The 26,472-nt window shown below is 62.8% G+C and carries 26 protein-coding genes; 9 read left to right on the top strand and 17 right to left on the bottom strand.

Features of this window, described 5'->3' with window-relative positions; translation table 11 throughout:
• The first annotated feature begins 59 nt into the window (after positions 1-59).
• Positions 60-1,418 carry a voltage-gated chloride channel family protein gene (locus tag QTL96_RS26535; protein WP_289729811.1) on the top strand — a complete coding sequence of 453 codons (1,359 nt, stop codon included), beginning with the start codon at positions 60-62 and terminating at the stop codon, positions 1,416-1,418.
• Between the two features lie 55 nt (positions 1,419-1,473).
• On the opposite strand, the gene QTL96_RS26530 is transcribed toward QTL96_RS26535, so the two are convergent.
• Positions 1,474-3,276 (bottom strand): chloride channel protein, encoded by a 1,803-nt coding sequence (locus QTL96_RS26530; RefSeq protein WP_289729810.1) that lies wholly within the window; start codon positions 3,274-3,276, stop codon positions 1,474-1,476.
• A 156-nt stretch (positions 3,277-3,432) separates the two neighbouring features.
• Between QTL96_RS26530 and QTL96_RS26525 the strand changes: the two genes are divergently transcribed.
• Positions 3,433-3,876 carry a helix-turn-helix domain-containing protein gene (locus tag QTL96_RS26525; RefSeq protein WP_289729809.1) on the top strand — a complete coding sequence of 148 codons (444 nt, stop codon included), beginning with the start codon at positions 3,433-3,435 and terminating at the stop codon, positions 3,874-3,876.
• A 27-nt stretch (positions 3,877-3,903) separates the two neighbouring features.
• Here QTL96_RS26525 and QTL96_RS26520 read toward each other — a convergent pair whose 3' ends face one another.
• Positions 3,904-4,302: a VOC family protein gene (locus tag QTL96_RS26520; RefSeq protein WP_289729808.1), complete on the bottom strand. Its 399-nt coding sequence runs from the start codon at positions 4,300-4,302 to the stop codon at positions 3,904-3,906.
• A 114-nt stretch (positions 4,303-4,416) separates the two neighbouring features.
• The gene (locus QTL96_RS26515) at positions 4,417-4,581 is read right to left on the bottom strand and encodes a hypothetical protein (RefSeq protein ID WP_018899677.1); all 165 of its coding nucleotides are present in this window, start codon (positions 4,579-4,581) and stop codon (positions 4,417-4,419) included.
• 175 nt (positions 4,582-4,756) lie between these two features.
• On the opposite strand from QTL96_RS26515, the gene QTL96_RS26510 reads away from it, so the two are divergent.
• The 3 genes from QTL96_RS26510 (at position 4,757) to QTL96_RS26500 (ending at position 7,178) form a co-directional block, all read left to right on the top strand.
• Positions 4,757-6,034 carry an MFS transporter gene (locus QTL96_RS26510; protein ID WP_018899678.1) on the top strand — a complete coding sequence of 426 codons (1,278 nt, stop codon included), beginning with the start codon at positions 4,757-4,759 and terminating at the stop codon, positions 6,032-6,034.
• 59 nt (positions 6,035-6,093) lie between these two features.
• Complete coding sequence (locus tag QTL96_RS26505) at positions 6,094-6,282, top strand: DUF1192 domain-containing protein (protein ID WP_289729807.1); 189 nt, start codon at positions 6,094-6,096, stop codon at positions 6,280-6,282.
• Positions 6,283-6,662: 380 nt separating this feature from the next.
• Positions 6,663-7,178, top strand: a complete 516-nt coding sequence (locus QTL96_RS26500) for a DUF1465 family protein (RefSeq protein ID WP_026283232.1) — start codon at positions 6,663-6,665, stop codon at positions 7,176-7,178.
• Between the two features lie 161 nt (positions 7,179-7,339).
• Here the strand turns inward: QTL96_RS26500 and rpmE are convergent, their stop codons facing one another.
• On the bottom strand, positions 7,340-7,561 hold the full coding sequence (gene rpmE, locus QTL96_RS26495; RefSeq protein WP_037182697.1) for a 50S ribosomal protein L31: 222 nt from the start codon (positions 7,559-7,561) through the stop codon (positions 7,340-7,342).
• Positions 7,562-7,764: 203 nt separating this feature from the next.
• Between rpmE and QTL96_RS26490 the strand changes: the two genes are divergently transcribed.
• Together QTL96_RS26490 and QTL96_RS26485 are read left to right on the top strand one after the other, a co-directional pair.
• Positions 7,765-9,555 (top strand): ABC transporter transmembrane domain-containing protein, encoded by a 1,791-nt coding sequence (locus tag QTL96_RS26490; RefSeq protein WP_289729856.1) that lies wholly within the window; start codon positions 7,765-7,767, stop codon positions 9,553-9,555.
• Positions 9,556-9,655: 100 nt separating this feature from the next.
• Positions 9,656-9,847: a YegP family protein gene (locus QTL96_RS26485; protein ID WP_047509410.1), complete on the top strand. Its 192-nt coding sequence runs from the start codon at positions 9,656-9,658 to the stop codon at positions 9,845-9,847.
• A gap of 106 nt (positions 9,848-9,953) precedes the next feature.
• Here the strand turns inward: QTL96_RS26485 and QTL96_RS26480 are convergent, their stop codons facing one another.
• The 3 genes from QTL96_RS26480 to QTL96_RS26470 all read right to left on the bottom strand — a co-directional run bounded on the left by QTL96_RS26480 (position 9,954) and on the right by QTL96_RS26470 (position 12,987).
• Positions 9,954-10,985, bottom strand: a complete 1,032-nt coding sequence (locus QTL96_RS26480; protein WP_018899686.1) for a peptidoglycan -binding protein — start codon at positions 10,983-10,985, stop codon at positions 9,954-9,956.
• 3 nt (positions 10,986-10,988) lie between these two features.
• Positions 10,989-12,086 carry a flagellar motor protein MotA gene (locus QTL96_RS26475; RefSeq protein ID WP_289729806.1) on the bottom strand — a complete coding sequence of 366 codons (1,098 nt, stop codon included), beginning with the start codon at positions 12,084-12,086 and terminating at the stop codon, positions 10,989-10,991.
• Between the two features lie 100 nt (positions 12,087-12,186).
• Complete coding sequence (locus tag QTL96_RS26470; RefSeq protein WP_289729805.1) at positions 12,187-12,987, bottom strand: inositol monophosphatase family protein; 801 nt, start codon at positions 12,985-12,987, stop codon at positions 12,187-12,189.
• A gap of 211 nt (positions 12,988-13,198) precedes the next feature.
• Between QTL96_RS26470 and QTL96_RS26465 the strand changes: the two genes are divergently transcribed.
• A complete protein-coding gene (locus QTL96_RS26465; protein ID WP_289729804.1) occupies positions 13,199-13,777 on the top strand; it encodes a TetR/AcrR family transcriptional regulator in 579 nt (192 codons plus the stop codon).
• A 77-nt stretch (positions 13,778-13,854) separates the two neighbouring features.
• Complete coding sequence (locus QTL96_RS26460) at positions 13,855-14,595, top strand: 3-oxoacyl-ACP reductase family protein (protein ID WP_289729803.1); 741 nt, start codon at positions 13,855-13,857, stop codon at positions 14,593-14,595.
• A 58-nt stretch (positions 14,596-14,653) separates the two neighbouring features.
• Here the strand turns inward: QTL96_RS26460 and QTL96_RS26455 are convergent, their stop codons facing one another.
• The 10 genes from QTL96_RS26455 to QTL96_RS26410 form a co-directional block, all read right to left on the bottom strand.
• Positions 14,654-15,748 carry a chemotaxis response regulator protein-glutamate methylesterase gene (locus QTL96_RS26455; RefSeq protein WP_047509418.1) on the bottom strand — a complete coding sequence of 365 codons (1,095 nt, stop codon included), beginning with the start codon at positions 15,746-15,748 and terminating at the stop codon, positions 14,654-14,656.
• A 12-nt stretch (positions 15,749-15,760) separates the two neighbouring features.
• Positions 15,761-16,615, bottom strand: coding sequence for a CheR family methyltransferase (locus tag QTL96_RS26450; RefSeq protein WP_047509420.1), 855 nt, complete (start codon positions 16,613-16,615; stop codon positions 15,761-15,763).
• Positions 16,616-16,641: 26 nt separating this feature from the next.
• Complete coding sequence (locus QTL96_RS26445) at positions 16,642-17,118, bottom strand: chemotaxis protein CheW (protein WP_111563342.1); 477 nt, start codon at positions 17,116-17,118, stop codon at positions 16,642-16,644.
• Position 17,119: 1 nt separating this feature from the next.
• On the bottom strand, positions 17,120-18,934 hold the full coding sequence (locus QTL96_RS26440; RefSeq protein ID WP_289729802.1) for a methyl-accepting chemotaxis protein: 1,815 nt from the start codon (positions 18,932-18,934) through the stop codon (positions 17,120-17,122).
• Positions 18,935-19,142: 208 nt separating this feature from the next.
• Positions 19,143-21,080: a methyl-accepting chemotaxis protein gene (locus QTL96_RS26435; protein ID WP_289729801.1), complete on the bottom strand. Its 1,938-nt coding sequence runs from the start codon at positions 21,078-21,080 to the stop codon at positions 19,143-19,145.
• 205 nt (positions 21,081-21,285) lie between these two features.
• Entirely contained in the window at positions 21,286-22,977 is a 1,692-nt protein-coding gene (locus QTL96_RS26430; RefSeq protein WP_289729800.1) for a methyl-accepting chemotaxis protein, read from the bottom strand.
• A 30-nt stretch (positions 22,978-23,007) separates the two neighbouring features.
• Positions 23,008-23,508, bottom strand: coding sequence for a chemotaxis protein CheW (locus QTL96_RS26425; RefSeq protein ID WP_113011455.1), 501 nt, complete (start codon positions 23,506-23,508; stop codon positions 23,008-23,010).
• Complete coding sequence (locus QTL96_RS26420; protein WP_289729799.1) at positions 23,505-25,580, bottom strand: chemotaxis protein CheA; 2,076 nt, start codon at positions 25,578-25,580, stop codon at positions 23,505-23,507. The genes QTL96_RS26425 and QTL96_RS26420 overlap by 4 nt, the downstream gene beginning before the upstream one ends.
• Complete coding sequence (locus QTL96_RS26415; RefSeq protein ID WP_018899699.1) at positions 25,577-25,945, bottom strand: response regulator; 369 nt, start codon at positions 25,943-25,945, stop codon at positions 25,577-25,579. The genes QTL96_RS26420 and QTL96_RS26415 overlap by 4 nt, the downstream gene beginning before the upstream one ends.
• Complete coding sequence (locus QTL96_RS26410) at positions 25,942-26,271, bottom strand: STAS domain-containing protein (protein WP_018899700.1); 330 nt, start codon at positions 26,269-26,271, stop codon at positions 25,942-25,944. Before QTL96_RS26410 ends, QTL96_RS26415 begins: the two co-directional genes overlap by 4 nt.
• Positions 26,272-26,472 lie beyond the last annotated feature (201 nt).

Below are 26,472 nucleotides of genomic sequence, written 5' to 3'. Positions count from 1 at the left end.
GAAGTCTTAGTTTCACCACACATCGCCGGCGATACCGCCCATCATCAAGGGGCAGCACTATGATCGCCTTCTCCGACCTTTTCGGCATCCGCCTGCGCCAGCTTCGCGATATCGGCAAGTGGATCGCCGTCATCGTTCCGATGGCTGTCGTCGTGGGATCGCTCTGCGCATTCTTCCTCTGGGCGCTCGACCTCGCGACCAGGAGCCGCTTCGACCATCCCTGGCTGCTCTACGGCCTGCCCGCCGCCGGCTTCCTGATGGTGCTGATCTACCAGACATTCGGAAAGTCCGCCGAGGGCGGCAACAACCTGATCGTTGACCAGATCCACGAGCCCGGCGCCGGCGTTCCCCTGCGCATGGCACCGCTCATCCTCGTCTCCACCATCGCCACTCATCTCTTCGGCGGCTCGGCCGGCCGCGAGGGCACGGCGGTGCAGCTCGGCGGCAGCATCGCCAGCGCCGTGGCGAAACTCTTCCGCCTGTCGCCCGCCGACGTGAAAATCCTCCTCATGGGCGGCGTCGCGGCCGGCTTCGGCGCGGTGTTCGGCACGCCGATCGCTGGCGCCATCTTCGCGCTCGAAGTGCTGACCATCGGCCGCATGCAATATGAAGCCCTGATCCCCTGCCTGATGGCCGCAGTCACCGGTGACTGGGCCTGCCACGCCTGGGGCATCGAGCACACGCACTACCACATCGCTTATCTCGCCGACGCGCCCGCCAATGTCTTCCATCTCGATGCGTTGCTGCTGTCGAAAGTCGCCATCGCCGGCGTCGTCTTCGGGCTTGCGGCGAAATCCTTTGCCGAACTCTCCCACACGGCTTCAGCCCTGTTCAAGAAGCTCCTGCCCTACGCGCCGCTGCGCCCCGTTCTGGCCGGGCTGATCGTCATCGGCCTAGTCCATCTGCTCGGCACCCGCGCCTATCTCGGCCTCGGCGTCTGGTCGCCCGACGCCGCTGACCCGACGATCGCGGGCTTCTTCGCACCCGGCGCCGTCGATTACTGGAGCTGGCTGTGGAAGGCGATCTTTACCATCGTCACGCTCAGCGCCGGCTTCAAGGGCGGCGAGGTCACGCCGCTCTTCTTCATCGGCGCCGCACTCGGCAATGCGCTGGCAGGCCTCCTCGGCGCGCCGTCCGATCTCTTCGCCGGGCTCGGCTTCGTGGCGATCTTCGCCGGCGCCACCAACACGCCGCTCGCATGCATGATCATGGGCATCGAGCTCTTCGGCGCCACTCACGCCGTCTACCTCGCCGTCGCCTGCTTCCTCGCCTATCTCTGCAGCGGCCATTCGAGCATCTATCTCGCCCAGCGCCTCGGCGTGCCGAAACGCCGCTCCATGGGCACCATCCCCTCAGGCGTCTCACTCCGCCACATCAGGGAGCGGAAGGTGCCGGCTGTCGAGGGTGTCGAGAAGTGACAAAATGAAAGCGCCCGCCACGAGACACGCGGTGGGCGACTTGTTCGGCATCGGCCTAAGCAGCGCTCGAAAACAGATAAGGCCGGCGTTCCGTCTCGCTTGTCTTGAAGGAATGCCGCAGATGCAGCAGATCCTTGCGCGCGATCAGCCCGACCAGCCGCTTCGTTTGCGGATCGATCACGGGGATGCGTCCTTCTCCCGAATTCAGCATGATATCGGTGACATGCCCGACCGTGTCATCCGCAAGCGCATAGGCGATCTCAGCGTTCGACGTCGCGTCGACAATGCTGACATCATCTGCCACGCCCTCCTGATGCCACCGCAGCACATCGGCGCGGGAGACCAGGCCAAGCAACACGCGCTGGTCATCGACGACGGGATAGACGCGATGCGTCTTCTCGGCCGTCTCGAAGAAGGTCTTCACCTCCCCCACCGTCTGCCGGGCAGAGAGCACGTCGACATCGACGATCATGATGTCGCGGGCGCGTGTCAGCTCGAACGGGTCGATACCGTATTCGCGCGTGATGTGCTGGCCGCGCCGGGCGATCTTTTCGGTGAGGATCGAGCGCCGAAGCACGAGCACCGTCACCGCATAAGCGGACACCGTGGCGGCGAGCAGCGGCAGAAGCGCCGACAGGTCTCCCGTCAGCTCCACCGCGAAGAAGGTACCGGTCAACGGCGCGCGCATCGTGCCGCCCATCATCGCGGCCATGCCGATCAGCGCCCAAAAGCCCTGGTCGCCAGGCAGAAACAGCCCGGCCAGCCAGCCGATCGCCCCACCGAAGATAAGCAGCGGCGCCAGGACGCCACCCGACGTTCCGGAGGAAAGCGCGATCAGCCAGATCGCCACCTTCACGGCAAGGATGGTGAGGACGGCGGCCGGAAGGACGTTGCTGTGCAGCAGATCCTCGATGATATCATAACCGACACCGAGCGCGCGGGGCTCGATAAGCCCACCGAGCCCGATGAACAACCCGCCGATCGCAGGGCACCACATCCAGTGCACAGGCAACGCCTCGAACAGGTCCTCGACCTTGTAAAGAAGCACCGTCAGAAGACCGGAAGCGAATCCTGTGAGAATGCCGAGCCCGGCGCAGAGCGCGATCCCCCACCAAGGGAGGCTCATATCGAAATGCGCGGGAAACAGCGGACCGGCGCCGAACAGAAACGGCCGCCAGCAAGCCGACACGCAGGCAGCCACGGCAACCGGAATAAAGCTCCTCGGCTTCCATTCGAACAGCAGCAGCTCGACCGCCAGGAGAAGGGCCGCGATCGGCGTGCCGAAGATCGCCGTCATGCCGGCGGCAGCACCCGCGACCAGCAGAGACTTGCGCTCCGCCGAGCTCATCTCGAAGCACTGCGCAAACAGCGAACCGATCGCCCCACCGGTCATGATGATCGGCCCTTCGGCGCCGAACGGGCCACCGGTGCCGATCGAGATCGCCGACGACAGCGGCTTGAGCACCGCCACCTTCGGCGACATCCGGCTGCCGCCTATCAGGATGGCCTCGATGGCCTCAGGGATGCCGTGTCCCCTGATCTTCTCCGAGCCGAAGCGCGCCATCAGCCCGATGATCAGTCCGCCGATGACAGGCACGACAAGCATCCACAGCGACGGATGCGCATGCGCCAGGCTTTCGGCAACGAGGCTGAACTTTCCGAACCAGACGACATTGGAGACGAGCGAAATCAGGCTGACCAGCAGCCACGCCGCGAACGCGCCGCCAGTGCCGACGACGACGGCCATCGCGATCAGCGCCAGAACGCGCTTGTCGGTGGTGAAATCGCCCGCCGCGCGGCGCGGCAGCAGGGAGGCGGCATTGGGGGATGTATCGGGGGGAAGAGATTTTGGGGGCATGATCGATCCTGTCTGGTGTTTATCTGCGCGCTCAAATATATCGTATTACGATATAAATCAAGAGACCTGCCTCTCGCGCCGCAGGCTTTGCGGATGGCGGCGATAACGGCTAGAGATCGCCCTGACTTTCATGGGCGTTGACGGAAGGATGTGGCGATGCGGGACGATCTGTCGGAGGAGGATTACGAAGCTCTCGCGAACCTTCGCCACACGCTGCGCCGTTTCATGGATTTCAGCGCGTCAGCCGCGCTTGAAGCCGGCCTGCCCGCGCAGCAGCATCAGGCGCTGCTCGCCATCAAGGGGCACCGCGCCCCCGATCCGATGACCGTCGGCCTGCTCGCCGAACGGCTGATCATCGCGCCGCATACCGCGACCGAACTGGTGGGCCGTCTCGAAGCCGCCGGCTACGTCAGCCGCCGCCCCGATCCCAACGATCGCCGACGCCAGACGCTCATCCTGACGGACCAGGCCGAAGCCGTCCTCAAACAGCTGACGACGATCCACCTCAAGGAAATCCGCGAAATGGCACCGCGCCTGATCGGCATCCTCCAGAGCATTCAGCAGGAAACGCCGCTGCCGGATGATCCGTGGTCGGCATAAGATGTCGACGAGGTTGCGGACAACGCCTCACGGCGCGCCGTTGATCTCGACGATATTCAAGTCAGGGTCACGAAGATAAAGCTGCGGGAACCCCGCCAGCCCGGTGCGGAAGATTAGCATGTGCTTGGGATCGTCTTCAGGCAGATCCCCGCTGAAGCCGAGGGCGGCGAGGCGTTCGAGAACGCCCTCGAAGTCATCGGTCCGAAACGCGAAGTGCCAGTCGTTGCGATCGATGACCGGCCGTTGCCGGAAGGTGCCTTCGAGATGCACGACGAGGTGGACCTGCAGACTGCCGCAGGCGAGCCACGCCCCTCCGACCGGAAAGTCCGGCCGAGGAATTTCGTAAAGACCAAAGACATCGCGGTAAAACGGTAGAGATTTCTCCAGGTCATCAGTGATGATCGACACGTGATGCAGGGCAAGCATGTCCTCTCCCCCCAAGAAGCGTCCAAGCAACCCTCACAATAGCCGAAACAGCAGCCTGACGCCATCTGAGGGGGAACCCCTTCCCACGACCGGCGTCTCTACAACCAATTGCGCTTAAACAAACAGATCCCGCCCGAGCAGCGCGACGGCCCAGATCGCGAAGGCAAACAGCGCGATCTTCCAGAAATCCGCACGCTTCCTAAGGCCCGGCAGACCGAGCGGCTTGATCAAGTGCACCACCATCGCAAGCATCAGGAGAAGCGCGATCAGCTTCGTCATGTCTTTATTTTTCCATATGTTCTTGTTGTCACAGGACGGACATTATTTCGCGCAACCACTGCTTCTAAACATGCCGTAAAGGCATTCGGGGAGACAATCAACATTTCAAAGACTGGGCAGCATCGTGTGCTGCCATATGTCTTTGTGCATGTAAGCTGAGTTGCATGGGGGGCCAATGAAACGAAATCTTCTATCCGTCGCCGCACTTCTGTTCGGCACGCTCTTTCTGTTCATGGGCAATGGCCTGCAAGGTATCCTCCTCCCCGTCCGCGGCAATCTCGAAGGTTATGCGACCACCACGCTCGGCCTGCTCGGCACATCCTGGGCCGCCGGCTTCGTCATCGGTTGCCTAGTTGCGCCGAAGATGGTCAGCCGTGTCGGCCATGTGCGCGCCTTCTCCGGCTTCATCTCGATCATCGCCATCATCGCGCTGGTAAGCGGCATCGCCGTTCATCCGGTCTGGTGGGTGCTGCTGCGCGCCGTCACCGGCTTTGCCACGGCCGGCACCTCGATGATCATCGAGAGCTGGCTGAACGAGCGCGCCACCAATGAAAGCCGCGGCGCGATCTTCTCGCTTTATATCGCCATCACCCTGATCGGCGTCGTCGCCGGCCAGATGATGATCCCACTCGAGGATGTCCGTACGCCCATCCTCTTCATGATCTGCGGCATCTTCTATTGCATCGCCATGCTACCGACGCTGCTGTCGACCGCCGCCTCGCCGCAGCCGCTGAAGGCCGTGAAGCTCGATCTCAAGGCGCTCTATCGCAACTCGCCGGTCTCCTGCCTCGGCATTCTCCTGGTCGGTATCGCCAATGGCGCCTATGGCACACTCGGTGCCGTCTTCGGCGCCGGCGCCGGTCTCTCGGATACCTCGATCGCCATCATGATGAGCTCGACCATCTTCGCCGGCGCGGTCATGCAGCTCCCGGCCGGCCGCCTCTCCGACCGCATCGACCGCCGCTACGTGCTGGCCGCCATGTCGGCGATCGCGGCGCTCGCCGGTCTCATGCTCGTCGTCCTCCACCCCTCCTCGCCCGCCTTCATCATCACGCTCGTGGTGCTCTATGGCGCGGTCGCCAACACCCTCTATCCGATCGCCGTCGCCCACGCCAACGACTACGCCTCCTCGGAAGACTTCGTGAAGGTCTCCGGCGGCCTGCTGCTGCTCTACGGCATCGGCACCATCATCGGCCCGACGATCGGCGGCCCCGTCATGTCGATGGCAAGCCCGCACGCGCTGTTCCTGGTGACCGCACTCGCCCACGTGTTGATCACGGCTTACGCGATCATCCGCAGCCGCGCGCGCGCCGCCATTCCGGCAAGTGACCGCGATGCCTTCACCACCATCCCGACGGCCACCTCACAGATGATGACGCCCGAGGGTATGACGCTCGCCGATCGCGGGCAGAACAAGACGCCCGAGCCGCCGATGGAGCCGGCAACCCGATAGACTTGGAATGCGGAGACGGCCGGGCGCTTGCCCGCCGACACGAGGACGGAGGACCGAACATGAGCGTGGATGACGACCGGCCGCAGAAGAAACCGAATCACGAGATCGGCATGGACCTCTCGATGATGTCGGTGGACGAACTCAAGGACCGTATCGACATGCTCAAGGCCGAGATTTCGCGGATCGAGGCCGAAGCGGCGCGCAAGACATCGGGAAGATTGGCTGCAGAAAACCTCTTCAAATCGTGAGCCGGAAAAACCCCGGATTTGATTTATAGCCGCCGCGCAAGTGTTAATTCGGCACACACTTAATGAGGCGTTAAGCTTTCTAATGTATTGATGTGCTCATCCGGACTTGCTCTGGATCTCAGACAGTTTCCCATGCGGTGAATTGGTCTGATTTTTCTCCCTGTTTTACCTTGAGAGCCGCTTTTGCGGCTCTCCTTTTTCGCATTGGCTGGGGACGAAAACCACGAAACTGTGGAAGTTAACCCTTTATTAAGAAACGCCTTGCGCTATTAGGCTAAAACTACCATCTTTAAAGTCATTAAGGCTGACCGGTGAAACCTTTTGGGACCGGCCTGCGTTACCTGATCAATAAGTAGATGCGTGCAACAGGGACCCTTTAAATGTCAGAGCTTGGATTGAACACGATCAGTTTTGCAGGACGCGCTGCCGCATCGTCGCAGTTTAAGACATTGTACTCCGAGGGCATGTCGCTGGTCGAAGAGACCGCCGCCTATCTGGATGGCAATGGCCGCACCGCATCCAAGGTTCTGCCGCGCATGGCATCGGTTCTCTACGCAGCGGAATCCATGCGCCTCACCACCCGCCTGATGCAGATGGCCTCCTGGCTCCTCCTGCAGCGCGCCGTCAACAATGGCGAAATGTCGCGCGATCAGGTTCTGGCCGAAAAGAACAAGGTTCGCCTCGACGGCTTCAATGTCGACCGCAACGCACCGGGCTGGGGCGACCTGCCGGAAGCCTTCCGCGACCTGATCGAACGCTCGCTGCGCCTGCAGAACCGCGTCGCCCTGCTCGACCGCGAAATCTATCGCCCGAACGAGGCAGCGATCGTTCCCGACAACCAGAACAGCGTACAGGCCCAGCTCAGCCTGCTGCAGACGGCCTTCGGCAACAACTGATCCATTCAAAGTAGACTGCATAAACCGGCTGCGTTCCCTGCGCGGCCGGTTTTTTGTTGTCTGGCCCTCAGCCGCTAATCGGCTTTCAGCTCAAGCATGGCCCAAACGCAAAAAAGCCCCGCTTTCGCAGGGCTCCTTCGAAATCAGTGCAACAGCAGCGATTAGAGGCCGAGGCCGCCGAAACGCTTGTTGAACTTGGAAACGCGGCCACCGCGGTCCATGAGCTGCTGGTTGCCGCCCGTCCAGGCCGGGTGCGACTTGGAATCGATTTCGAGGTTCATTACAGCGCCTTCAGAGCCCCAGGTCGAGCGGGTTTCGTATTCGGTGCCGTCGGTCATGACTACCTTGATGGTGTGGTAGTCGGGATGGATTTCAGCCTTCATAACAATCTTCCTGCGATGTCACGTCCATTTGACGCACCACGTTGCGACAAGAGGACCGATTGAATAAATGAAGCCGCAGTCGCTACTGGCTACGGCTTCCCATTAGGATGCGGTGCCTATACATGAAGGCCATTAGGATAACAAGAGCCATCGACCGTGTTGCACGGTGTTGAGGGCTGCTGGAGATTGAATTGACAGACGCAATGCAGACCGAGAAGAAAAAGTCCCGCTCGCTGAAACCTCTCGGCAGGCTGACGCCTTACGTCATGCGTTATCGTGGCCTCGTCACCGGCGCCCTCTTCTCGCTGGCGCTCGCCGCCGTCACCTCGTTGGCGCTTCCCCTTGCCGTCCGCCGCATGATCGACCACGGCTTCAGCCACTCCGACGGCCGCTTCATCAACAGCTACTTCGTCATGCTCATGGTCATGGCGGTCGTTCTCGCCATATCGAGCGCGCTGCGATACTTCTTCGTCATCACGCTTGGCGAGCGCATCGTCTCGGATCTCCGCCGCGACGTCTTCGCCCACGTGACGCGGCTGTCCGCCTCCTTCTTCGACGTCAACCAGTCCGGCGAGATCGTCTCGCGGCTGACCGCCGATACCACGCAGATCAAGTCCGCCGTCGGCGCCACCGCCTCGGTCGCGCTGCGCAACATGATCCTGTGTCTCGGCGCCATCGTGATGATGGTCGTCACATCGCCGAAGCTCGCCAGCCTCGTGCTGTTGGCCATACCGCTCATCGTCTTCCCGCTGGTCGCCTTCGGCCGCTCGGTGCGCAAGCGCTCGCGCGCGGCACAGGACACGCTGGCCGAGGCATCCGCCTTCGCCAACGAAACCATCGCCGCCACCCGCACCGTCCAGGCCTTCGGTGGCGAGACCGCTGCGGCAAACCGCTATGGAGCAGCTGTCGAAGCAGCCTTCACCGCCGCCCGCGCTGCCATCCGCTCGCGCTCGCTTCTCACGGGCATCGCCATCACGCTGATCTTCGGCAGCGTCGTCGCCGTCCTCTGGGTCGGCGCGCACAATGTGCTCGAGGGCACGCTGTCTGCCGGCACGCTCGGCCAGTTCCTGCTTTACTCTGTCATCGCCGCCGGCTCGCTCGGCGCGCTCTCGGAAGTCTGGGGCGAGCTGTCGCAGGCGGCCGGCGCCGCCGACCGCCTGACCGAACTGCTCGACGAAGTCTCGCCGATCGTAACGCCAGCCAACCCGACCGCCCTGCCCGACCCGAGCCTCGGCCGCGTCGAGTTCACAGACGTACACTTCGCCTACCCATCGCGCCCCGACACATCGGCGCTGCATGGCCTGAGCTTCGCGGTCAAGCCGGGTGAGACCGTCGCCATCGTCGGACCCTCAGGCGCCGGCAAGACCACCATCTTCTCGCTGCTGCTGCGCTTCTACGATCCGCAGCAGGGCGCCGTCATGATCGATGGCGTCGATGCGCGCCAGACCGACACCGACGGCCTGCGCAAGCGCATCGCCATCGTCCCCCAGGACGTCACCATCTTCGCCGCATCCATCCATGACAACATCGCCTTTGGCCGCCCCAGCGCCACGCGCGAGGAAGTCCGCGCCGCCGCCATCGCCGCCCAGGCCGACGAGTTCATCGCCCGGCTCGGTGAGGGCTACGACACCACGGTCGGCGAACGCGGCATCATGCTGTCGGGCGGCCAGCGCCAGCGCATCGCCATCGCCCGCGCCATCCTGAAGAACGCACCGATCCTGCTCCTCGACGAAGCCACCTCGGCACTCGATGCCGAAAGCGAAACGCTCGTCCAGCGCGCCCTTGATGGACTCATGGAAGGCCGCACCACCCTGATTATCGCCCACCGCCTCGCAACAGTCCTCAAGGCCGACCGCATTCTGGTCCTCGACCAGGGCCGCGTCGTCGAGGAAGGCACCCACCAGAGCCTCGTGCGCCACGGCGGCATCTACGCTAAGCTGGCCCGGCTGCAGTTCGATGCTGGTGCCGAGGAGCTGCTTGCAGCGGTGAAATAACACTACCGACATCAATGGTCTTCCCGATGGAATAATTGGATTTTTTGTTTTAGGCTGCGCTTGCAGATTTAAACAACATCCTGATTCCGGGAGACAATCGATGTATAAGTTCGAAGTTTATAAGGACAAGGCAGGCGAATTCCGTTTCCGTTTCAAGGCATCGAACGGCGAAGCGATGTTCGGCTCCGAGGGCTACAAGGCCAAGGCGTCGGCGCTGAGCGCGATCGAATCCATCAAGAAAAACGCTCCCGGCGCCGTCGTCGACGACACCACCAAGGCGGCTGACGCCTGATACATCAAAGGCGGCACCTCAGGGCGCCGCCTTTTTCTTTTGTGTTGCTGGGCCATAAACGGTTGCGCGATGCCGCGCCGTTACTTGCGCAAGCACCCCTACCCCGTCACTTCTCCGTCAGCTTCAACTCGATCCGTCGGTTGGTCGCCCGTGCCTCTGGCGTATCGCCAGGCGCGATCGGCTGATACTCGCCGAAGCCTGCGGCCACCAGTCGGTCGGCCGGCACGCCCTGCGCGATCAGGAACTTGACCACCGAGATCGCGCGCGCCGAAGACAGCTGCCAGTTGTCGGCGAAGCGGCCGGTGCCGGCGAGCGGGACGTTGTCGGTGTGGCCGTCGACGCGCAGCACCCAGTTGATCTCCGGTGGAATTTCCTTGGCGACGTCGAGCAGCGCTGCCGCGAGCTTCGCCATCTCCGTCTGTCCGTCGGGATTGAGATCGGCGCCACCGGAGGGGAAGAGCACTTCCGACTGGAACACGAAACGATCGCCGACGATGCGGATATTCTCGCGGTCCGACAGGATTTCGCGCAAGCGCCCGAAGAAGTCCGAGCGGTAACGGTTGAGCTCCTGCACGCGTGCAGCCAAAGCGACGTTGAGGCGGCGGCCGAGATCGGCGATCTTCGTCTGCGACTGCTGGTCCTTCTGCTCGGAGGCCTGCAACGCCACCTCGACGGCGGCGATCTGGTTGCGCAGCGCCGCGATCTGCTGATTGAGCAGTTCCACCTGGCTCATCGCCCGGTCACTCATCTGTTTCTGCTCGTCGAGCTCCTTGGTGAGCGAACCGATCCGCTGCTGCGCCGCGTCCTGGCCGCCGGAGCCGGCCGAAAGCAGCGACTGCAGCCGCGAGCGTTCGCCCTCGGCGGTCGCAAGCGACGCCTGCAGATTGGCGACGCTGTCCTCCAGATCCTGCTTGCTGCCCTTTTCGAGCGCCAAGAGCTGCGTCAGTTCGTTGATCTGGCTGTTCAGCCGGTTCATCACCTCGTCGCGGCCGGATATTTCGCGGCTGAGAATAAACTGCCCGACGACGAACACCGTGAGCAGGAACATCACCGCGATCAGAAGCGTCGACAGCGCGTCGACGAAGCCGGGCCAGTAGTCGACCGTGCGTTCGCGGCGACGGTTGCGGGCAAGAGCCATGGCTTACTTGCCCTCGCTCTTTTCGGTCTGCGGCATGCGGGGGCGCTCGGAAGACGCATGCTTTTCCTGCGCGCCGATCCGCTCGGCCAACCTGTCGAGCGTGCGGCGCATCGCCTTCGCCTCGTCCTGCTGCGCCTCGATCCAGTCGCGCAGCATCTGCTGCTCGTTGCGCATGTTCTTGACCAGCCCCTGGATACCCTCGGCGAGATTGGCCATGGCCGCGACCGAGCGCTGGCTGCCGCCGCCCTCTTCCGAGACCTTCTGCATGTATTCAGACAGCGCGCGGATCTCTTCGGGCGAAACGCCGCCCTTGGTGTCGATCACGGGAGCGGCAAGGTCGGAGCCGACATCGGTCACCGACGACAGCCAGTTTTCCAGCTCGGTATAGAAGCGGTTCTGCGCGCGGCCGGCCTGCAGGTCGAGGAAACCGAGGATGAGCGAGCCGGAAAGACCAAGCAGCGACGACGAGAACGCCTGTCCCATGCCCGAAAGCGGCTGCGATAGCCCCTCTTTCAGCGAGGTCAGAACATCGGAAGACCCGCTCGTGCCGGCATCCAGCGACTGGATAACCGAACTGATCGAGCCGATCGTACCGATCAGGCCCCAGAAGGTGCCGAGCAGGCCGAGGAAGACGAGGAGACCGATCAGGTAGCGCGAGACGTCGCGGGATTCGTCCAGGCGGTTGGCGATCGAATCGAGAATGGAGCGGAAGGCCGTGGTCGAGATGCCGGCGGCCGAGGAGGTGCGGCTGCCGATCAGCGTGCGCATCGGTGCGAGGAGCTTCGGGTTACGGTTCACCTTGTCGGCGCTGCCGGCGGCGCGGAACGAATTGAACCAGCGCACCTCGGGCCGAAGCGACAGCACATGGCTGAAGACAAGGATGATGCCGATGCCGAGAACGCCGAGAATCAGGCCGTTCAGCCCCGGATTGTGCATGAAGGCCGTCTGCGCCTGGCGGAACAGGATGGATGCTATGAACCCGACGATGACGAGGAACAGCACCATCGTCCACAGAAAGGGCATCGGGCTGGATAGCTTATAGCTGTAATTTCCCGTGGTTTTTTCGGTCGAGCCGAACTCCGCCACATTCACATTTTCCATAGATTCCGCAGCCTCCGGCCTCATCACAGCCGGAGACTAGATCATCATTGTGCCGAATTGAAGTATGCGGAACGAAAAAGCCTGTCTTTATAACAAAGACTTACCGGCTGGGCACAGGACGCTTGGCAACTTCCATCAGCGCCTTCTGGATGTACTCGTTGCCGGCCACGACGTTGCCGGTCTCGAGAATCGAGTTGCCGCCATCCCAGTCGCTGACATACCCACCGGCTTCGCGGATGAGCAGGATGCCGGCCGCGATATCCCAGGCCGAAAGGTCGGTTTCCCACAAACCGTCGAAACGGCCGGCCGCGACATAAGCGAGGTCGAGCGAGGCTGAACCCATGCCGCGGACACCGGCGACTTCGCCCATGACGTGCCGGAGTTCGACAAGGAACTTGCCGTGGTTGCCACGGCCGAGATGCGGAACGCCGCAGGCGACGACCGAATCCGACAGCACGCGGCGCGCGCCGACGCGCAGGCGGCGATCGTTGAGGAAGGCGCCGCCGCCGCGCTCGGTGGTGTAGAGCTCGTCGGTCGCCGGGTTGAAGATGACGCCGGCAACGATCTCGTTGTTGCGCTCGAGCGCGATCGACACGGCGAACATCGGAATGCCGTGCAGGAAGTTGGTGGTGCCGTCGAGCGGATCGACGATCCAGCGGTGCGCGCCGTCGGTGCCCTTGATCTCTTCGCCTTCCTCGCCGAGGAAGCCATAGGTCGGGCGTGCCTTCAGAAGCTCTTCGCGCACGATCTTCTCGGCCTTGCGGTCGGCGGACGAGACGAAATCGCCCGGTCCCTTGACCGAGACCTGCAGGTTCTGCACTTCGCCGAAATCACGCCCCAGCGATTTTCCTGCCTTGAGGGCAGCCTGAACCATGACATTGAGAAGAGCTGAACGGGCCATGTGGGCGGTTTTCCTTGGGCTAAATAGGTGCGCGTTGTCAGGGCGGGGATAGTCCCTGATCGCCGGTAGAAGCTGCGCTTTATAAGATTGGCGGCTTCAAGACCACAAAATCGGGGAAATTTCAAGAGCGCCGCCGCATGGCTGCATTGAATCGCAGGAAGGCTGCAAATTAATTCTGGACAGATCAGTCTGTAATTCCTATATCTCCCCCATGGCAAGACACAAGGAATTCGATCGCGACCTGGCGCTTGGCGCCGCCATCAACGTGTTCTCCGAGCACGGCTATGAAGGCACGTCGACGGATCAGTTGCTGACGGCAATGAAGATCAGCCGCCAGAGCATGTACGATACCTTCGGCGACAAGCGTGGCCTCTATCTGGAAGCCTTGCAGCGCTACAACGCCGACAGCACAGCGAGATTGATCGACGACCTGAAGCGCCAGGCATCGCCTGTCGAAGCGCTGGAGGGTGCGCTCGTCGCCTTCGCCTCGCGGCCAGCGTCGGAAGCCAGCCGCGGCTGCCTCGGCGTCAGCGCCGTCTGCGAGTTCGGCCGCACCGATCTTGAGATCGCCACGCTGACTGACACAGCGTCTCGCGCCCTGTCCACGGCGCTGAAGACGATCATCGAAGACGGCCGCAAGAGCGGCGGCATCGCATCCGACATCAACCCCGACGAGGCCGTCCACTTCCTCGGCGCGACCCTATCAGGCATGAAAGTCAGCGCCCGCAACGGCGCCTCCCCCGAAACCCTTCGCGGCATCGCCCGCATGGCCATCCGCAGCCTCCGCTAGGCCCACCGCAAGACCGCGTCGTTTTTCTACGCCCAATTCTAGACTGAATGATCCAGAAACCAGAAAGGAAATTTAAAATGTCTCACTCTCTCACCGACAAGGTCGCCCTCGTCACCGGCGGCTCGCGCGGCATCGGCGCGGCGATCGTCCGCAGGTTGGCACAAGACGGCGCGGCCGTGGCCTTCACCTATGCCAGCAGCGATGACCGGGCGAAGGCGCTGACCACGGAGATCGAAGCCAAAGGCGGCAAGGCGCTGGCGATCAAGGCGGACAGCGCCGATCCCGAAGCCGTGCGCAATGCCGTCGCCACCACAATCGGCCGCTTCGGCGCGCTCGACATCCTCGTCAACAATGCCGGCATCCTGATGCTCGCCCCACTCGATGAATTCGCGCTGGAAGATTTCGACCGCATGTTCGCGGTCAACGTCCGCGCCGTCTTCGTCGGCACCCAGGCAGCGGCAAGGCACATGCAGGCAGGCGGTCGCATCATCAATATCGGCAGCGTCGTTGCCGACCGCATCGGCTTTCCAACATCCTCGGTCTACAGCATGACCAAGGGCGCGATCGCGTCGATGACTCGCGGCCTGGCGCGCGATCTGGGCCCGCGCGGGATCACCGTCAACACCATCCAGCCGGGACCAACGGCCACCGACATGAACGGCGCGCCGGGCACGGAGGAGCACCTGTCGCCGCTGATGGCGCTGGGCCGCATGGGCGAGGACAGCGAGATCGCCAGCCTTGCAGCCTATCTCGCCAGCCCCGAAGCATCCTTCGTCACCGGCTCCGCGCTCACCATCGACGGCGGCTATCTCGCCTGAACGCAAAAAGCCGGCGGTGCTCGCACGCCGCCGGCTTTCATCTGTTTATTGCAGCACCTCAGAACTTCTGCTGCGTGATCAGAACCTCGCGGGCGATCTGCTCCAGCGGCAGGATACGGTCCACCCCGCCCTTGGCGATCGCCTCCTTCGGCATGCCGAAGACCACGGAGGTCGCCTCGTCCTGCGCCACCGTGTAGGCGCCGGCCTGGTGCATCTCGAGCATGCCCTTGGCGCCATCATCGCCCATCCCGGTCATGATGATGCCCATGGCGTTGGAGCCGGCCGAACGCGCCGCCGAGCGGAACAACACATCGACCGATGGCCGGTGGCGCGAGACCAGCGGGCCGCTCTTGACCGCAACGTGATAGCGCGCGCCGCGCCGCTCGAGCAGCATGTGGCTGTCGCCGGGCGCGATCAGCACATGGCCGCGCAGCACGGGATCGCCATCAACGGCCTCCTTGACCTCGACCTCGCACAGGCTGTTCAGCCGCTTGGCGAAGGCGGCGGTGAATTTCTCCGGCATGTGCTGGACGATGACGATGCCAGGTGCATTGGCCGGCAGCGCCTCCAGAAACTCGCGCAGCGCCTCCGTTCCACCGGTCGATGCGCCCACGCAGACCACCATCTCCGTCGTCTTCGCCATGGCTTTCCCGGTCGGCGGTGGCAGCATCGCATCCGCCGTCAGCTTCTGCGCCGGCATCGGCGCGCCGGGCCGCAGGCTGTTGACGTTGCGTCTGACATTGCCGAGGCGCGCATGCGAGGCGCTTTTCACCGCCTCGCGGATGCGGACCGCATCGTCGGCCAGACTGTCGGCAGCGCCGATCTTCGATTTCAGGATCACGTCGACGGCGCCGGCCTCCAGCGCCTGCATCAGCGTTTCCGACCCCGCCTCCGTCAGCGACGAGCACATGACGACGGGGATCGGGCGCTGCGACATCAGCTTGCGCAGGAAGGTGATACCATCCATGCGCGGCATCTCGACATCCAGCGTGATGACGTCAGGGATCTCTTCCTGGATCTTCTTCGCCGCCATGAAGGGATCGGTCGCGACCCCCATGATCTCGATATCGGGATCTTCCTGCAGCACGCGAACGAGCGTCTGGCGAACGCTTGCGGAATCGTCGATGACGAGAACGCGGATCTTCTTGCCCATATGCTCTTTGACCTAGATGCGCTGGAACACGGTGTTGGAAACCTGCTTCAGGGGCAGGTCGATACCGGTGATGGATTCGGAGTGGCCGATGAACATGTAGCCACCCGGCAGAAGCCGCGCGCACAAGCGCTTCAGAACGCCTGATTGCGTCGGCTTGTCGAAGTAGATCAGCACGTTGCGGCAGAAGATCATGTGCATCCCCTCGCCGACAGGATAATTCTCGTCCATCAGGTTCATGCGCGCGAAACCGACGCGGCTGCGCAGATCGGCCGAGATGCGAACCTCGCGGCGATCCTTCTGCTTGGCCACCATCACATATTTCCGCTGCAGCTCGCGCGGCACCGGATGCACCAGATCCTCGGAATAGATGCCGCGCCGCGCCGTCGCCAGCACGTCGGTGCTGAGATCGGTCGCGAGAATGCTGTAGTTGAGGTCGCGCCGGTCGGCGACGAACTCTTCCAGCACCATGGCCATCGTATAAGGCTCGGCCCCCGTGGAGCAGGCGGAGCTCCAGGTGCGGATCGTGCGGACGCCGCTCGAGACGAGTGCGGGAAGCGCCACCTGCTGCATATATTCGAAGTGGCGCGCCTCGCGGAAGAAATCGGTCTTGTTCGTCGTCACCGCGTCGATCAGATAGACCGTCTCCTGCTCCAACCCGTCGTCGTGAAACAGGAAGTCGCAATAGTCGTCGAAGGTCGCGTGCTGCGTTGCCCGCAGCCGGCGGCGAAGCCGGCCCTCAAGCATCGTCAGCTTCGTCGGCGGCATCTTGATGCCGCTATAGTCATAGATGAACTGTGCAAGCTTCTCGAAATTCCGCTTGCTGATCCTGTCGCCCACCATCTGGGTCTCAACGGCAGCCATGCTCATAAGTCAAAATACTCCAGCGTGTCCGCTCAGGCGGCCGATTGCAGGGCGGAGGCATCCTCGCGCGACAGAAGCCGCGCGAGATCGACGATGACGACGAAGCCGGTTTCCCGGCGCACGACGCCGGAAATGTAATCCGAGCGCCAGCGCACGCCGATGTCAGGCGCCGCCTCGATCTGGTCTCGCCTGAACGGCGTGACCTCGAAGACCCGGTCGGCGACGAGGCCGAGCGTGAGAAGCCGGCTCTCCATAGGGATATCGAGGACAAGCACCCGCGTGTGCGACGTGGGCACCGTCTTCGACATGCCGAGCTTCAGCCTGAGATCGATGGTCGGGACGCCCTGGCCGCGCACGTCGCGCAGGCCAAGGAGATAGTCGGGACCATTAGGGATCTTGAAGGCCTCGGCATAGTCGAGGATCTCGCGAACCACCTCCACCGGCACGGCGAAGATTTCCTCGCCGAGGCTGAAGGTGACGAACTGCGCTTCCTGGGAGGTGGTTGCCATATTATGCGCTTTCCTTGAAATCGGCGTCGCCGTCATCGGGTCCGCCCATGGCCATGTCGAGTGCGAAGCCCTTGGCGCGCGCCTGCTGCGCCGAGACCGAGTTGGCCACCGGCTTGGATGCAGGCTTGCGGCTGGCTGCGGGTGCCGGGCTGCGAACGCTGATGCGGGCGGCGGGCTTGCGGCTGTCGCGGCTGCCGGCCATGTCAACCTTGAAGAAGGCGATCGAGGTCTGCAGTTCTTCCGCCTGGCTCGCCAGTTCTTCGGAGGTGGCCGACATCTCTTCCGATGCGCCGGCGTTCTGCTGGGTCACCTTGTCGAGCTGCTGGATCGCTTCGTTGATCTGCGAGGCGCCGATATCCTGTTCGCGGCAAGCCGCGCTGATTTCGGAGACCAGTTCCGCGGTCTTGCGGATGTCGGGAACCAGACGACCAAGCATGTCGCCGGCTTCGCTGGCGGCCTTGACGGTATCGCCCGACATGGCGCTGATTTCAGCCGCTGCCGACTGGCTGCGTTCTGCAAGCTTGCGTACTTCGGAAGCAACAACTGCGAAACCCTTGCCATGCTCGCCGGCACGCGCTGCCTCGACGGCGGCGTTCAGCGCCAGCAGGTCGGTCTGGCGAGCGATTTCCTGGACGATGCCGATCTTCTCGGCAATCGTGCGCATTGCCTCGACGGCGCGGGTCACCGCGTCACCGGAAGCCTCGGCATCCTTGGCGGACTGGCGAGCGATCTTCTCGGTCTGGGCGGCGTTATCGGCGTTCTGCTTGATGTTGGCAGCCATCTCTTCCATCGAAGCAGAGGCTTCTTCGGCGGATGCTGCCTGCTCGGTGGCCCCCTGCGACACCTGCTCGGAGCTCGCCGACAGTTCCTGGCTGCCAGCCGAGACGTTTTCAGCGGCTGCGATCGCATCGGCAACGACGCCGCGCAGGCGCTCGACCATCTGCTCCAGCGCCAGACCAAGCGTATCCTTGTCCGACAGCGGCTTCGGCGCGACGGTCAGGTCGCCGTTCGAAATCTGCGTGGCGATGTTGGCCGTGTTGCGCAGGTTTGCGGTCATGACCGACATCGAGTTCACAAGATCGCGAATTTCGTCGTTGCTCTTGTGGTCGATCTCCTGATTGAGGTCGCCAATGCTGACAGCGTCGGCCAGGTTGACGGCGCGCTTCAGGCCGCGGGAAATGCTGAGCGAGATCCACAGGGCGACGACAGCCGAGAAGAGCAGAACACCGACGACAATCGCGATGAGCAGCATCTTGGAGTCGTTGTATTGGGTGTTGGTCAGCTGGTCGGTGTTGGAGAGATCGGCGGCAATCGCATCATTCAGCCCACCAAGCGCCGTCAGCAGGACGCCGGTGACCTTCGCACCCTCGCCCATCGAAAGCGAGGCCGCCTGCTTGTTGGATTCGGCGGTGTTCTGGCGACCGAAATCGAGGATCTTGTCCTGCATCTGCAGCCACTGCGGATAGGCCTGGCGGAATTCCGCGACCTTGGCGACAACGGCGGAATTCGTTTCGTGGTCCAGCTGCGTCAGCAGTACCTGAATGTCCGTGCGGGCAGACTGTACTTCCTGGACGTAGCTCTGAATCTGCGATGCATCTTCGTTGAGGATGACGTTCTTCTCGGCGCGCACGGACTTGTAGACCGAATCCGAGAGGTCGCTGGAGTTCTTCAGGTTGGCGGCCGGTCCCTGAACGATATCGGTGATGGCGACGTTCAGGCCGGAAAGGCTGGAGATGGCAAGTCCTGCCATTCCGCATGTCATGAGAATGATGAGGCCAAAGGCAAGGCCAAGTTTCAACTTGATCGTAAAGCGCATGGGTATGCTCCAGGGCATTGGATTTGAGTAGTTCCCTCGGAACCGCGAGCCTTAATTCGCGCCACTGAGGGAAGGATTTTGCATCATGATGGGAAGAGCGAGCATTTACCCTTGCACCACGGATTCTGCCGCCGTGGCCGCATCCAACGCGTCATTCGTTGGCCGTTACCTGGAGCCACCGGCTCCAGGCGTTAGACGAGAGCGCCGATCAAGCGCTTTCGAGAAAGTCATCGTCGCCGGCGTCAGGGCCACCCATCGACATGTCGAGAGCAAACCCCTTGGCGCGTGCCTGCTGGGCCGAGACCGAGCGGGCACTGAAATTCTTGTTGCCGGCCGCCGTCGGGCGGGTGGCGCCGGCCTGGGCAGACCGTGTCGCGGCGGGCTTGGCCGCAACGGTCCGCACACCTGCGCGCATGCCCGACATGTCGACCTTGAAGAAGGCGATCGAGGCCTGAAGCTCCTCGGCCTGCGCCGCAAGCTCTTCCGAGGTCGCCGACATCTGCTCGGAGGCGCCGGCGTTCTGCTGGGTTACCTTGTCGAGCTGCTGGATCGCCTCGTTGATCTGCGATGCGCCGATATCCTGTTCGCGGCAGGCGGCGCTGATCTCGGAAACGAGCTCGGCCGTCTTGCGGATATCGGGCACCAGCCGGCCAAGCATGTCGCCCGCTTCGCTGGCAACCTTCACCGTATCGCCAGACATGGCGCTGATTTCGGCGGCAGCGGACTGGCTGCGCTCGGCAAGCTTGCGCACTTCGGAAGCCACGACCGCAAAACCCTTGCCATGCTCGCCGGCACGCGCGGCCTCGACGGCGGCATTGAGTGCCAAGAGATCCGTCTGTCGAGCGATTTCCTGCACGATGACGATTTTGTCGGCGATCGTGCGCATGGCGATCACGGCGCGGGTAACCGCCGCACCACTCTCCTCGGCATCCTTGGCCGACTGGCGGGCGATCTTCTCGGTCTGCGCGGCGTTATCGGCGTTCTGCTTGATGTTGGCCGCCATCTCTTCCATCGAAGCCGAAGCCTCTTCGGCGGACGCTGCCTGTTCGCTGGCACCCTGCGACACCTGCTCGGAGCTGGCGGACAGTTCCTGGCTGCCGGCGGAGACATTCTCGGAAGCCGAAAGCGCATCGGCAACGACCCCACGCAGCCGCTCGACCATCTGCTCCAGCGCGATGCCGAGCGTGTCCTTGTCCGACAGCGGCTTCGGCGAAACCGTCAGGTCGCCATTGGCGATGCGGTCGGCGATGGCAGACGTGGCGCGCAGATTGGTGACCATGTCCTTCATGGCGATGCCGAGCACGTCCTTCTCCGAAAGCGGGCGCGGATCGATGGAGAGGTCGCCCTGCGCCACCTGGTCGGCAATTCCGGCCGTCCGGCGCAGATTGGCGGTCATCACGTTGATCGTGTCGACAAGGTCCTTGATCTCGTCATTGCTCTTGATCTCAATGTTCTGGTTGAGATCGCCGATCGCCACCGCGTCAGCCACCGTCTTCACCTTGCGCAGACCCGAGCTGATCGTCGTTGCGATCCAGATGGTCGCGCCGATGGCGATGACAAGCGCAACGCCCGCCACGACCAGCAGCATCATGAAGGTCATGTCATAGGTCTTGTCGCCCACCGCATCGGCATCAGCGACAGCCTGCTTCGTCAGCGCCGTCAGCGCGGCGGTCATGCCATCGAGCTTCTGGCGCGCGGCGACACCATCGGTCTCGTTCAGCTGCAGGCCCATCTCTTTCTGGCCGGAGGTGATGAGGCCGCGAATGCGGTCGTTCAAGACGACATAGCCGGTCCAGAACTCGCGAATCTGCTTCCACTCATCCTTGAATTCCGGCGGCGCGTCATGCTCGCCCTCGTCGAGCGCCTTTTCGAATGCCTTGCGTTCCGTATCGATCGCGGCATTCGCCCGCGCCGTGAATTCGGGCCTGTCAGCGACAAGCAGGTCACCCACGGCAAGGCCGAGGCCATCAAAGGCGGCAGTCAGGCTGCCGGCATAATGATCCTGCTCTACCGGACCTTCAAGGAGCTCGTTGCGCAGCGTGTTCATCGACTGCAGGCCGTGGATGCCAAGACCGACGGAGCCGATGATCAGCAAAATCAGCAGTGAGAATGCGAATGAAAGTTTCAGCTTAAGCGTAATGCGCATGTGAAAACTCCGGCCTTTGAAAATCGCTGGGTGAAACCGCGATGGCGATCTGTGAGGATTCCGATCATCCAGGCGATTTCGGAAATAAGATGGGAGCTTGCATCCGCTCATGGCCGGCGGCTGTCGCACGCCCTGCCCTCCAACGATCCATTCGTTGGCAGTCTTGATGTCGTGGCCGGCTATCCGGCCACGACGGGGTCACTAATCACGCGCTTTCGCGGAAATCGTCATCGCTGGCGTCAGGACCGCCCATCGACATGTCGAGAGCAAAGCCCTTGGCACGCGCCTGCTGGGCGGCGACCGAGCGGGTGTTGACGTTCTTGTTGCTGGCCACGGTCGGCCGTGCGGCAGGAGCCTTGGCGGCGGGCTTGACAGCCGGCTTCTTGAAGGCGGCCTTGCTGCCCGTGCCGTCGACCTTGAAGAAGGCGATCGAGGCCTGAAGTTCCTCGGCCTGCGCCGCGAGTTCTTCGGAGGTTGCAGACATCTGCTCGGAGGCGCCGGCGTTCTGCTGGGTCACCTTGTCGAGCTGCTGGATCGCCTCGTTGATCTGGGCGGCACCGATATCCTGCTCGCGGCAGGCGGCGCTGATCTCGGAGACGAGCTCGGCGGTCTTGCGAATGTCAGGCACCAGGCGGCCGAGCATGTCGCCGGCATTGCTGGCGGCCTTGACCGTATCGCCCGACATGGCGCTGATCTCGGCGGCTGCCGACTGGCTGCGCTCCGCAAGCTTGCGCACTTCCGAAGCAACGACCGCGAAGCCCTTGCCATGTTCGCCGGCACGCGCTGCCTCGACGGCGGCGTTGAGGGCCAGAAGATCGGTCTGGCGTGCGATTTCCTGCACGATGACGATCTTGTCGGCGATGGTGCGCATGGCTTCGACGGCACGGCTGACGGCAGCGCCGCTTTCTTCCGCGTCCTTGGCCGACTGGCGAGCGATCTTCTCGGTCTGGGCGGCGTTATCAGCGTTCTGCTTGATGTTGGCGGCCATTTCTTCCATCGAAGCCGAAGCTTCTTCAGCCGATGCGGCCTGCTCGGTCGCACCCTGCGATACCTGCTCGGAGCTCGCCGAGAGTTCCTGGCTGCCGGCCGAGACGTTTTCCGAAGCAGAGAGCGCATCGCCGACCACGCCACGCAGGCGCTCGATCATCACGTTGACATTGCCAAGCAGTTCGCCGATCTCGTCGCGATTGGTGATCTCGGCCATCTTGGTGAGGTCACCCTCGGCGACTTCGCGCACCACGTTGTTGGCGCGGTTCAGGCCCTTGGAGATGGTGCTGGCGATCCAGAAGGCGGTGATGGCGGCAAACAGGAAGGCAGCAGCGACGGCAATGATCATCGTCAGGCGAGTCGCCTGGTAGCTGGCTTCCGCGTCATCATCGGCAACGCTCATGCGCTCCTTCTCGAGCTTGAGGATTTCCGCAAGCGCCGTATCGATCTGATTGGCCGCGGCGCGTGCCGTGGTCACGGAGACGTTGTTGGCGGCTTCCGCGTTGCCGGCCTTCACGAATTCGCGGATCTGGTCGTCAGCCTGGAAGAACGCCTTCGAAAGCTCCGAGACCTGTTCCCAACGCGGGCGGCCCTGTTCGGTGGCGATCTTCAGCACCGAAGCCAGCGCCTGCGTGAATTCCTTGCGCCCGACATCGCCCTTTGCGATGGAATTGTTCACTTCCGCCGCATCCTTGGCCATCAGCAGGTTCTTCTGCTGGCGGATCGCTTCCAGCTGGCCGATATTGATGGTCTGCGCCAGTTCCAACCGCGCGGCCGGACCGGAGAGTACATCTCCAATGGAATCATTCAGGCCGCTGAGGCTGATGATCGAATAGGTCGATGTGCCCAGCAACATGAGGATGATGAAGGCAAACGCCGACACCAGTTTCGTCTTGATCGTCAATCGCATCTCTAACCCCTTACCCCTAGATGACGCAGCCTAAACGGCGGTCGATGTCTCGTGTCTTGAAGAAAACAGTGCCTGCAGATTGGGCAGGATGATGAACTCGCCCCCGCGTTTCACCAGGCAGTTGATGTAGTCGGCGCGCCAGCGCATGCCGACGCTCGGTGGCGGTTCGCTGGCTGCCCGTGCCAGCGTCGTCACCTCGTTCACCTTGTCGGTGCGCAGGCCGACCAGCGTCGCCTCGCCGTCGAGATCGACCTCGATGACGATGATGCGGCTGTCGATCGTCGCTTCCGTGCCCTCCATCCCGAAGGCCAGACGTAGGTCCGCCAGCGGAATGACCTTGCCGCGGAAATTGATGACGCTGGCGACGAAGGGCTGCGCGCCCGGCACCGCCGTCTCGGGCAGCAGGTCCAGGATTTCCTGGACGATCACCGCCTCGAGCGCGAAGGTCTCGCCATTCATGTCGAAGGTCAGGACCTCAACCTCGTCGGCATAGTTCCAATGATGGTCGATCTTCTCGGCTGCCGCGCTCATCCTGCCACCCGCATCTGTGTTTCCTGTTGCTGACCGGCGGCCACGAGATGGCCGACGTCGAGAATGAGGGCGACGCTGCCGTCACCGAGAATGGTGGCGCCCGAGAAGGTGGACACGTCGTTGTGCAGTTTCGACATCGACTTGATGACCGTCTGGTGGTCGCCGATGATCTGGTCGACGACCAGGCCGACACGCTCCGTGCCGGTGGAGATGACCACGACCTTCTGGTGCACGTCGGGCTTGGTGCCGGTGCGGAAGAGATCGCGGAGCCTCAGGAACGGCACGAGGCTGTCGCGCAGCGAGATGAAGCTGCGGCCGCGTGAACGCAGGTCCTCTTCGAGCGACAGCTCCAGGCATTCCTCGACGGCGGAAAGCGGAATGACGTAGCTGCCATTGCCGACCCGCACGAGCAGGCCGTCGATGATGGCAAGCGTCAGCGGAATGCGCAGCGACACTTCCGAACCCTGGCCATTGAGGCTGGTGATATCGATAGCGCCACGCAGCGCCTCGACCGTCTTCTTGACCACATCCATGCCGACGCCGCGGCCGGAAAGATTGGTGATCGCCGCAGCCGTAGAGAAGCCCGGCGCGAAGATCAGCTGAAGCAGCTCGGAATCGGTGAGCGGCTGGCCGGGCGCGATGAGGCCGGAGGATTCCGCCTTGGCGCGGACCCGATCGCGGTTGATGCCGCGGCCGTCGTCCTTGATCGAGATGATCACCTCGCCGCCGGCCTGGCGCGCCGACAGCGTCACCGTGCCGGCTTCGCTCTTGCCCGCGGCCAGACGCTCGGCCGGCGTTTCCAGCCCGTGGTCGATCGAATTGCGCACCAGATGAACCAGCGGATCGGCGAGACGCTCGATCACGGTCTTGTCGACCTCGGTGCTTTCGCCCTCGGTCACCAGCTCGATCACCTTGCCCGTTTCGCGGGCGAGATCGTGAACGAGGCGGCGGAAGCGTGAAAACAGCGTCGCGACCGGCACCATGCGAAGCACCATCATCGTGTCGCGCAGTTCGCCCGACAGGCGCTCGATTTCTTCAGACACCGAGCGCAACGCGATATCGGCGCTGGCGCTCGCCAGCTGGCTGAGGCGCGACTGGGCGATGACGAGCTCGCCGACGCGGTCCATCAGTTCGTCAAGACGCTCGGCCGGAACGCGAACGTTTTCGGCAGCCTTCGCCTGACGCTGGTCGGCCTGCGCTGCGCTCTCGCGCTTGGCGGGCACCGCCTCGACAGGCTTGAATTCCGGTGTGGAGGCAACTGCGGGCGCAGCCGCGACGGGCGCTGCGGCGACTGGCTCGGCCTTCACTTCTACCACGGCAGCGACGGGTTCCGCCTTGGCTTCCTCAGCCACCGGACCGGCGATCTCCTCGACCTCAAGCTCCATGTCGTCCATGACGAAGATGAACACGTCGTCGATCGCGGAGCGGTCCTGCGTGCTGGTGAGAACGACATCCCAGGTGACGTAGAGATCGGTCGGAACCATCTCGTCGAGGACAGGAATGGCGGAGAGGTTGGCCTTGACGCTGCATTCGCCGAGATCGCGCAGCTCATCGAGCAAGCCGAGCGGATTGGTGCCGTTCGCCATCGAATTCGAGGGCAGGCTGAAGCGGATGCGCCAGGTGGTGGTCTTGGCGGCAGCAGCGGCGGGAGCAACAACCGGGGCCGGCTTAGCAGCAGGAGCAGCAACGCCGCCCGATGTCTCGCCGACGGCGGCCTGAAGCTGGGCCAGCAGCCGCTGGCCGGTGTCACCGTGATCGGCATCCGGCCGATCGACGAGAGCACGCATGTGATCCTGAGCGGCAAGCACGGCGGCGACAAGCTCGGCCGTCGCCGGCACCTCGCCCTTGCGAACCCGGTCGAATGCCGTTTCGCAATGATGCGTGAAGGCGGCCAGCGCATCGAAGCCGAACATCGAGCCCGAGCCCTTCAGCGTGTGAAGGCCGCGGAAGACGGCATCGACGACGTCCTTGTCGTCGAGCTTGTGCGTCAGATCGAGAAGGCCCGTCTCGATGGCTTCGAGGCATTCGGCCGCCTCTGTGCGAAAGACCGCTACAGGATCGAGAGAGCTCATCTGCCGAGCACCTTCCTGGCGATCTTGACCAGGTTTTCCGGATCGAACGGCTTGGTCAGCCAGCCGGTGGCGCCGGCAGCCTTGGCGCGGGCCTTGAGGTCGGCGTCGGATTCGGTGGTGAGGAAGATGATCGGCACGCCGGTATGCTCCGGAAGCTTGCGCAGCTCCTCGATCATCGTCAGGCCGTCCATGACAGGCATGTTGAGATCGGTGATGATCAGGTCGTAATTGCCGGCCTTCGCGGCCGCCAGGCCCTGCGCGCCATCGGCCGCCTCGCTGACGGTGTAGCCCGCATTGGTCAGCGTGACCTTGGTCGTCAGTCGAATGCTTGCGGAATCGTCGACGGTGAGAATGTTGGCGCTCATGGCTTTACCTCTTCATGCAACCAGAATTTTGTATCTTCGCTGTTGAAGGCTTCCACGAAGCCGGCGCGCTCCAGCACCTTCAGGACCTGACCGCGGGCCGGAGCCGCGAGTGCGAGCGCTTTGTCGTTGGTTTCAGCGTGCCGGCGAACAGCTTCGATCAGCTGCACAAAACTCAAGTCGGCCTCAGCTTTTTCGGGAATATCGAGAACAACGGAACTGTTATTCTTAAATAAAGACGCAATTTTTGAGAAGATATCCGAGATATTCCTGATGGTTAGAACTTCCGGCAGGGATATAGACTCAGAATACTGTTCACGCACACTCACTTCGGCCTCCTAGGGCGGAGAAATACTTTTTCAACCCGTTGAGGAATCTCACGACACGCTTAACAACACGTAAAAGTAGGTTGCAGTGAAATGCAATTGAGACGAGTCCCGACTCCCCGAATTATCACCTGAGAGAAATAATAATTAGCATTCAAATATGTTTATAAAATCAAATAAATTCACATACTTATTAAAAATGTG

It is taken from the genome of Rhizobium sp. S163 (genome assembly GCF_030380805.1).
In the GTDB taxonomy this organism is placed as follows: domain Bacteria; phylum Pseudomonadota; class Alphaproteobacteria; order Rhizobiales; family Rhizobiaceae; genus Rhizobium.
This window is presented reverse-complemented; position numbering and strand designations above follow the sequence as displayed.

Excerpts from the sequence above, each read along its gene's own strand:
- QTL96_RS26535 (WP_289729811.1), top strand. The coding sequence starts at position 60 with ATGATCGCCTTCTCCGACCTTTTCGGCATCCGCCTGCGCCAGCTTCGC.
- QTL96_RS26530 (WP_289729810.1), bottom strand. The coding sequence starts at position 3,276 with ATGCCCCCAAAATCTCTTCCCCCCGATACATCCCCCAATGCCGCCTCC.
- QTL96_RS26525 (WP_289729809.1), top strand. The coding sequence starts at position 3,433 with ATGCGGGACGATCTGTCGGAGGAGGATTACGAAGCTCTCGCGAACCTT.
- QTL96_RS26520 (WP_289729808.1), bottom strand. The coding sequence starts at position 4,302 with ATGCTTGCCCTGCATCACGTGTCGATCATCACTGATGACCTGGAGAAA.
- QTL96_RS26515 (WP_018899677.1), bottom strand. The coding sequence starts at position 4,581 with ATGACGAAGCTGATCGCGCTTCTCCTGATGCTTGCGATGGTGGTGCAC.
- QTL96_RS26510 (WP_018899678.1), top strand. The coding sequence starts at position 4,757 with ATGAAACGAAATCTTCTATCCGTCGCCGCACTTCTGTTCGGCACGCTC.
- QTL96_RS26505 (WP_289729807.1), top strand. The coding sequence starts at position 6,094 with ATGAGCGTGGATGACGACCGGCCGCAGAAGAAACCGAATCACGAGATC.
- QTL96_RS26500 (WP_026283232.1), top strand. The coding sequence starts at position 6,663 with ATGTCAGAGCTTGGATTGAACACGATCAGTTTTGCAGGACGCGCTGCC.
- rpmE (WP_037182697.1), bottom strand. The coding sequence starts at position 7,561 with ATGAAGGCTGAAATCCATCCCGACTACCACACCATCAAGGTAGTCATG.
- QTL96_RS26490 (WP_289729856.1), top strand. The coding sequence starts at position 7,765 with ATGCAGACCGAGAAGAAAAAGTCCCGCTCGCTGAAACCTCTCGGCAGG.
- QTL96_RS26485 (WP_047509410.1), top strand. The coding sequence starts at position 9,656 with ATGTATAAGTTCGAAGTTTATAAGGACAAGGCAGGCGAATTCCGTTTC.
- QTL96_RS26480 (WP_018899686.1), bottom strand. The coding sequence starts at position 10,985 with ATGGCTCTTGCCCGCAACCGTCGCCGCGAACGCACGGTCGACTACTGG.
- QTL96_RS26475 (WP_289729806.1), bottom strand. The coding sequence starts at position 12,086 with ATGGAAAATGTGAATGTGGCGGAGTTCGGCTCGACCGAAAAAACCACG.
- QTL96_RS26470 (WP_289729805.1), bottom strand. The coding sequence starts at position 12,987 with ATGGCCCGTTCAGCTCTTCTCAATGTCATGGTTCAGGCTGCCCTCAAG.
- QTL96_RS26465 (WP_289729804.1), top strand. The coding sequence starts at position 13,199 with ATGGCAAGACACAAGGAATTCGATCGCGACCTGGCGCTTGGCGCCGCC.
- QTL96_RS26460 (WP_289729803.1), top strand. The coding sequence starts at position 13,855 with ATGTCTCACTCTCTCACCGACAAGGTCGCCCTCGTCACCGGCGGCTCG.
- QTL96_RS26455 (WP_047509418.1), bottom strand. The coding sequence starts at position 15,748 with ATGGGCAAGAAGATCCGCGTTCTCGTCATCGACGATTCCGCAAGCGTT.
- QTL96_RS26450 (WP_047509420.1), bottom strand. The coding sequence starts at position 16,615 with ATGAGCATGGCTGCCGTTGAGACCCAGATGGTGGGCGACAGGATCAGC.
- QTL96_RS26445 (WP_111563342.1), bottom strand. The coding sequence starts at position 17,118 with ATGGCAACCACCTCCCAGGAAGCGCAGTTCGTCACCTTCAGCCTCGGC.
- QTL96_RS26440 (WP_289729802.1), bottom strand. The coding sequence starts at position 18,934 with ATGCGCTTTACGATCAAGTTGAAACTTGGCCTTGCCTTTGGCCTCATC.
- QTL96_RS26435 (WP_289729801.1), bottom strand. The coding sequence starts at position 21,080 with ATGCGCATTACGCTTAAGCTGAAACTTTCATTCGCATTCTCACTGCTG.
- QTL96_RS26430 (WP_289729800.1), bottom strand. The coding sequence starts at position 22,977 with ATGCGATTGACGATCAAGACGAAACTGGTGTCGGCGTTTGCCTTCATC.
- QTL96_RS26425 (WP_113011455.1), bottom strand. The coding sequence starts at position 23,508 with ATGAGCGCGGCAGCCGAGAAGATCGACCATCATTGGAACTATGCCGAC.
- QTL96_RS26420 (WP_289729799.1), bottom strand. The coding sequence starts at position 25,580 with ATGAGCTCTCTCGATCCTGTAGCGGTCTTTCGCACAGAGGCGGCCGAA.
- QTL96_RS26415 (WP_018899699.1), bottom strand. The coding sequence starts at position 25,945 with ATGAGCGCCAACATTCTCACCGTCGACGATTCCGCAAGCATTCGACTG.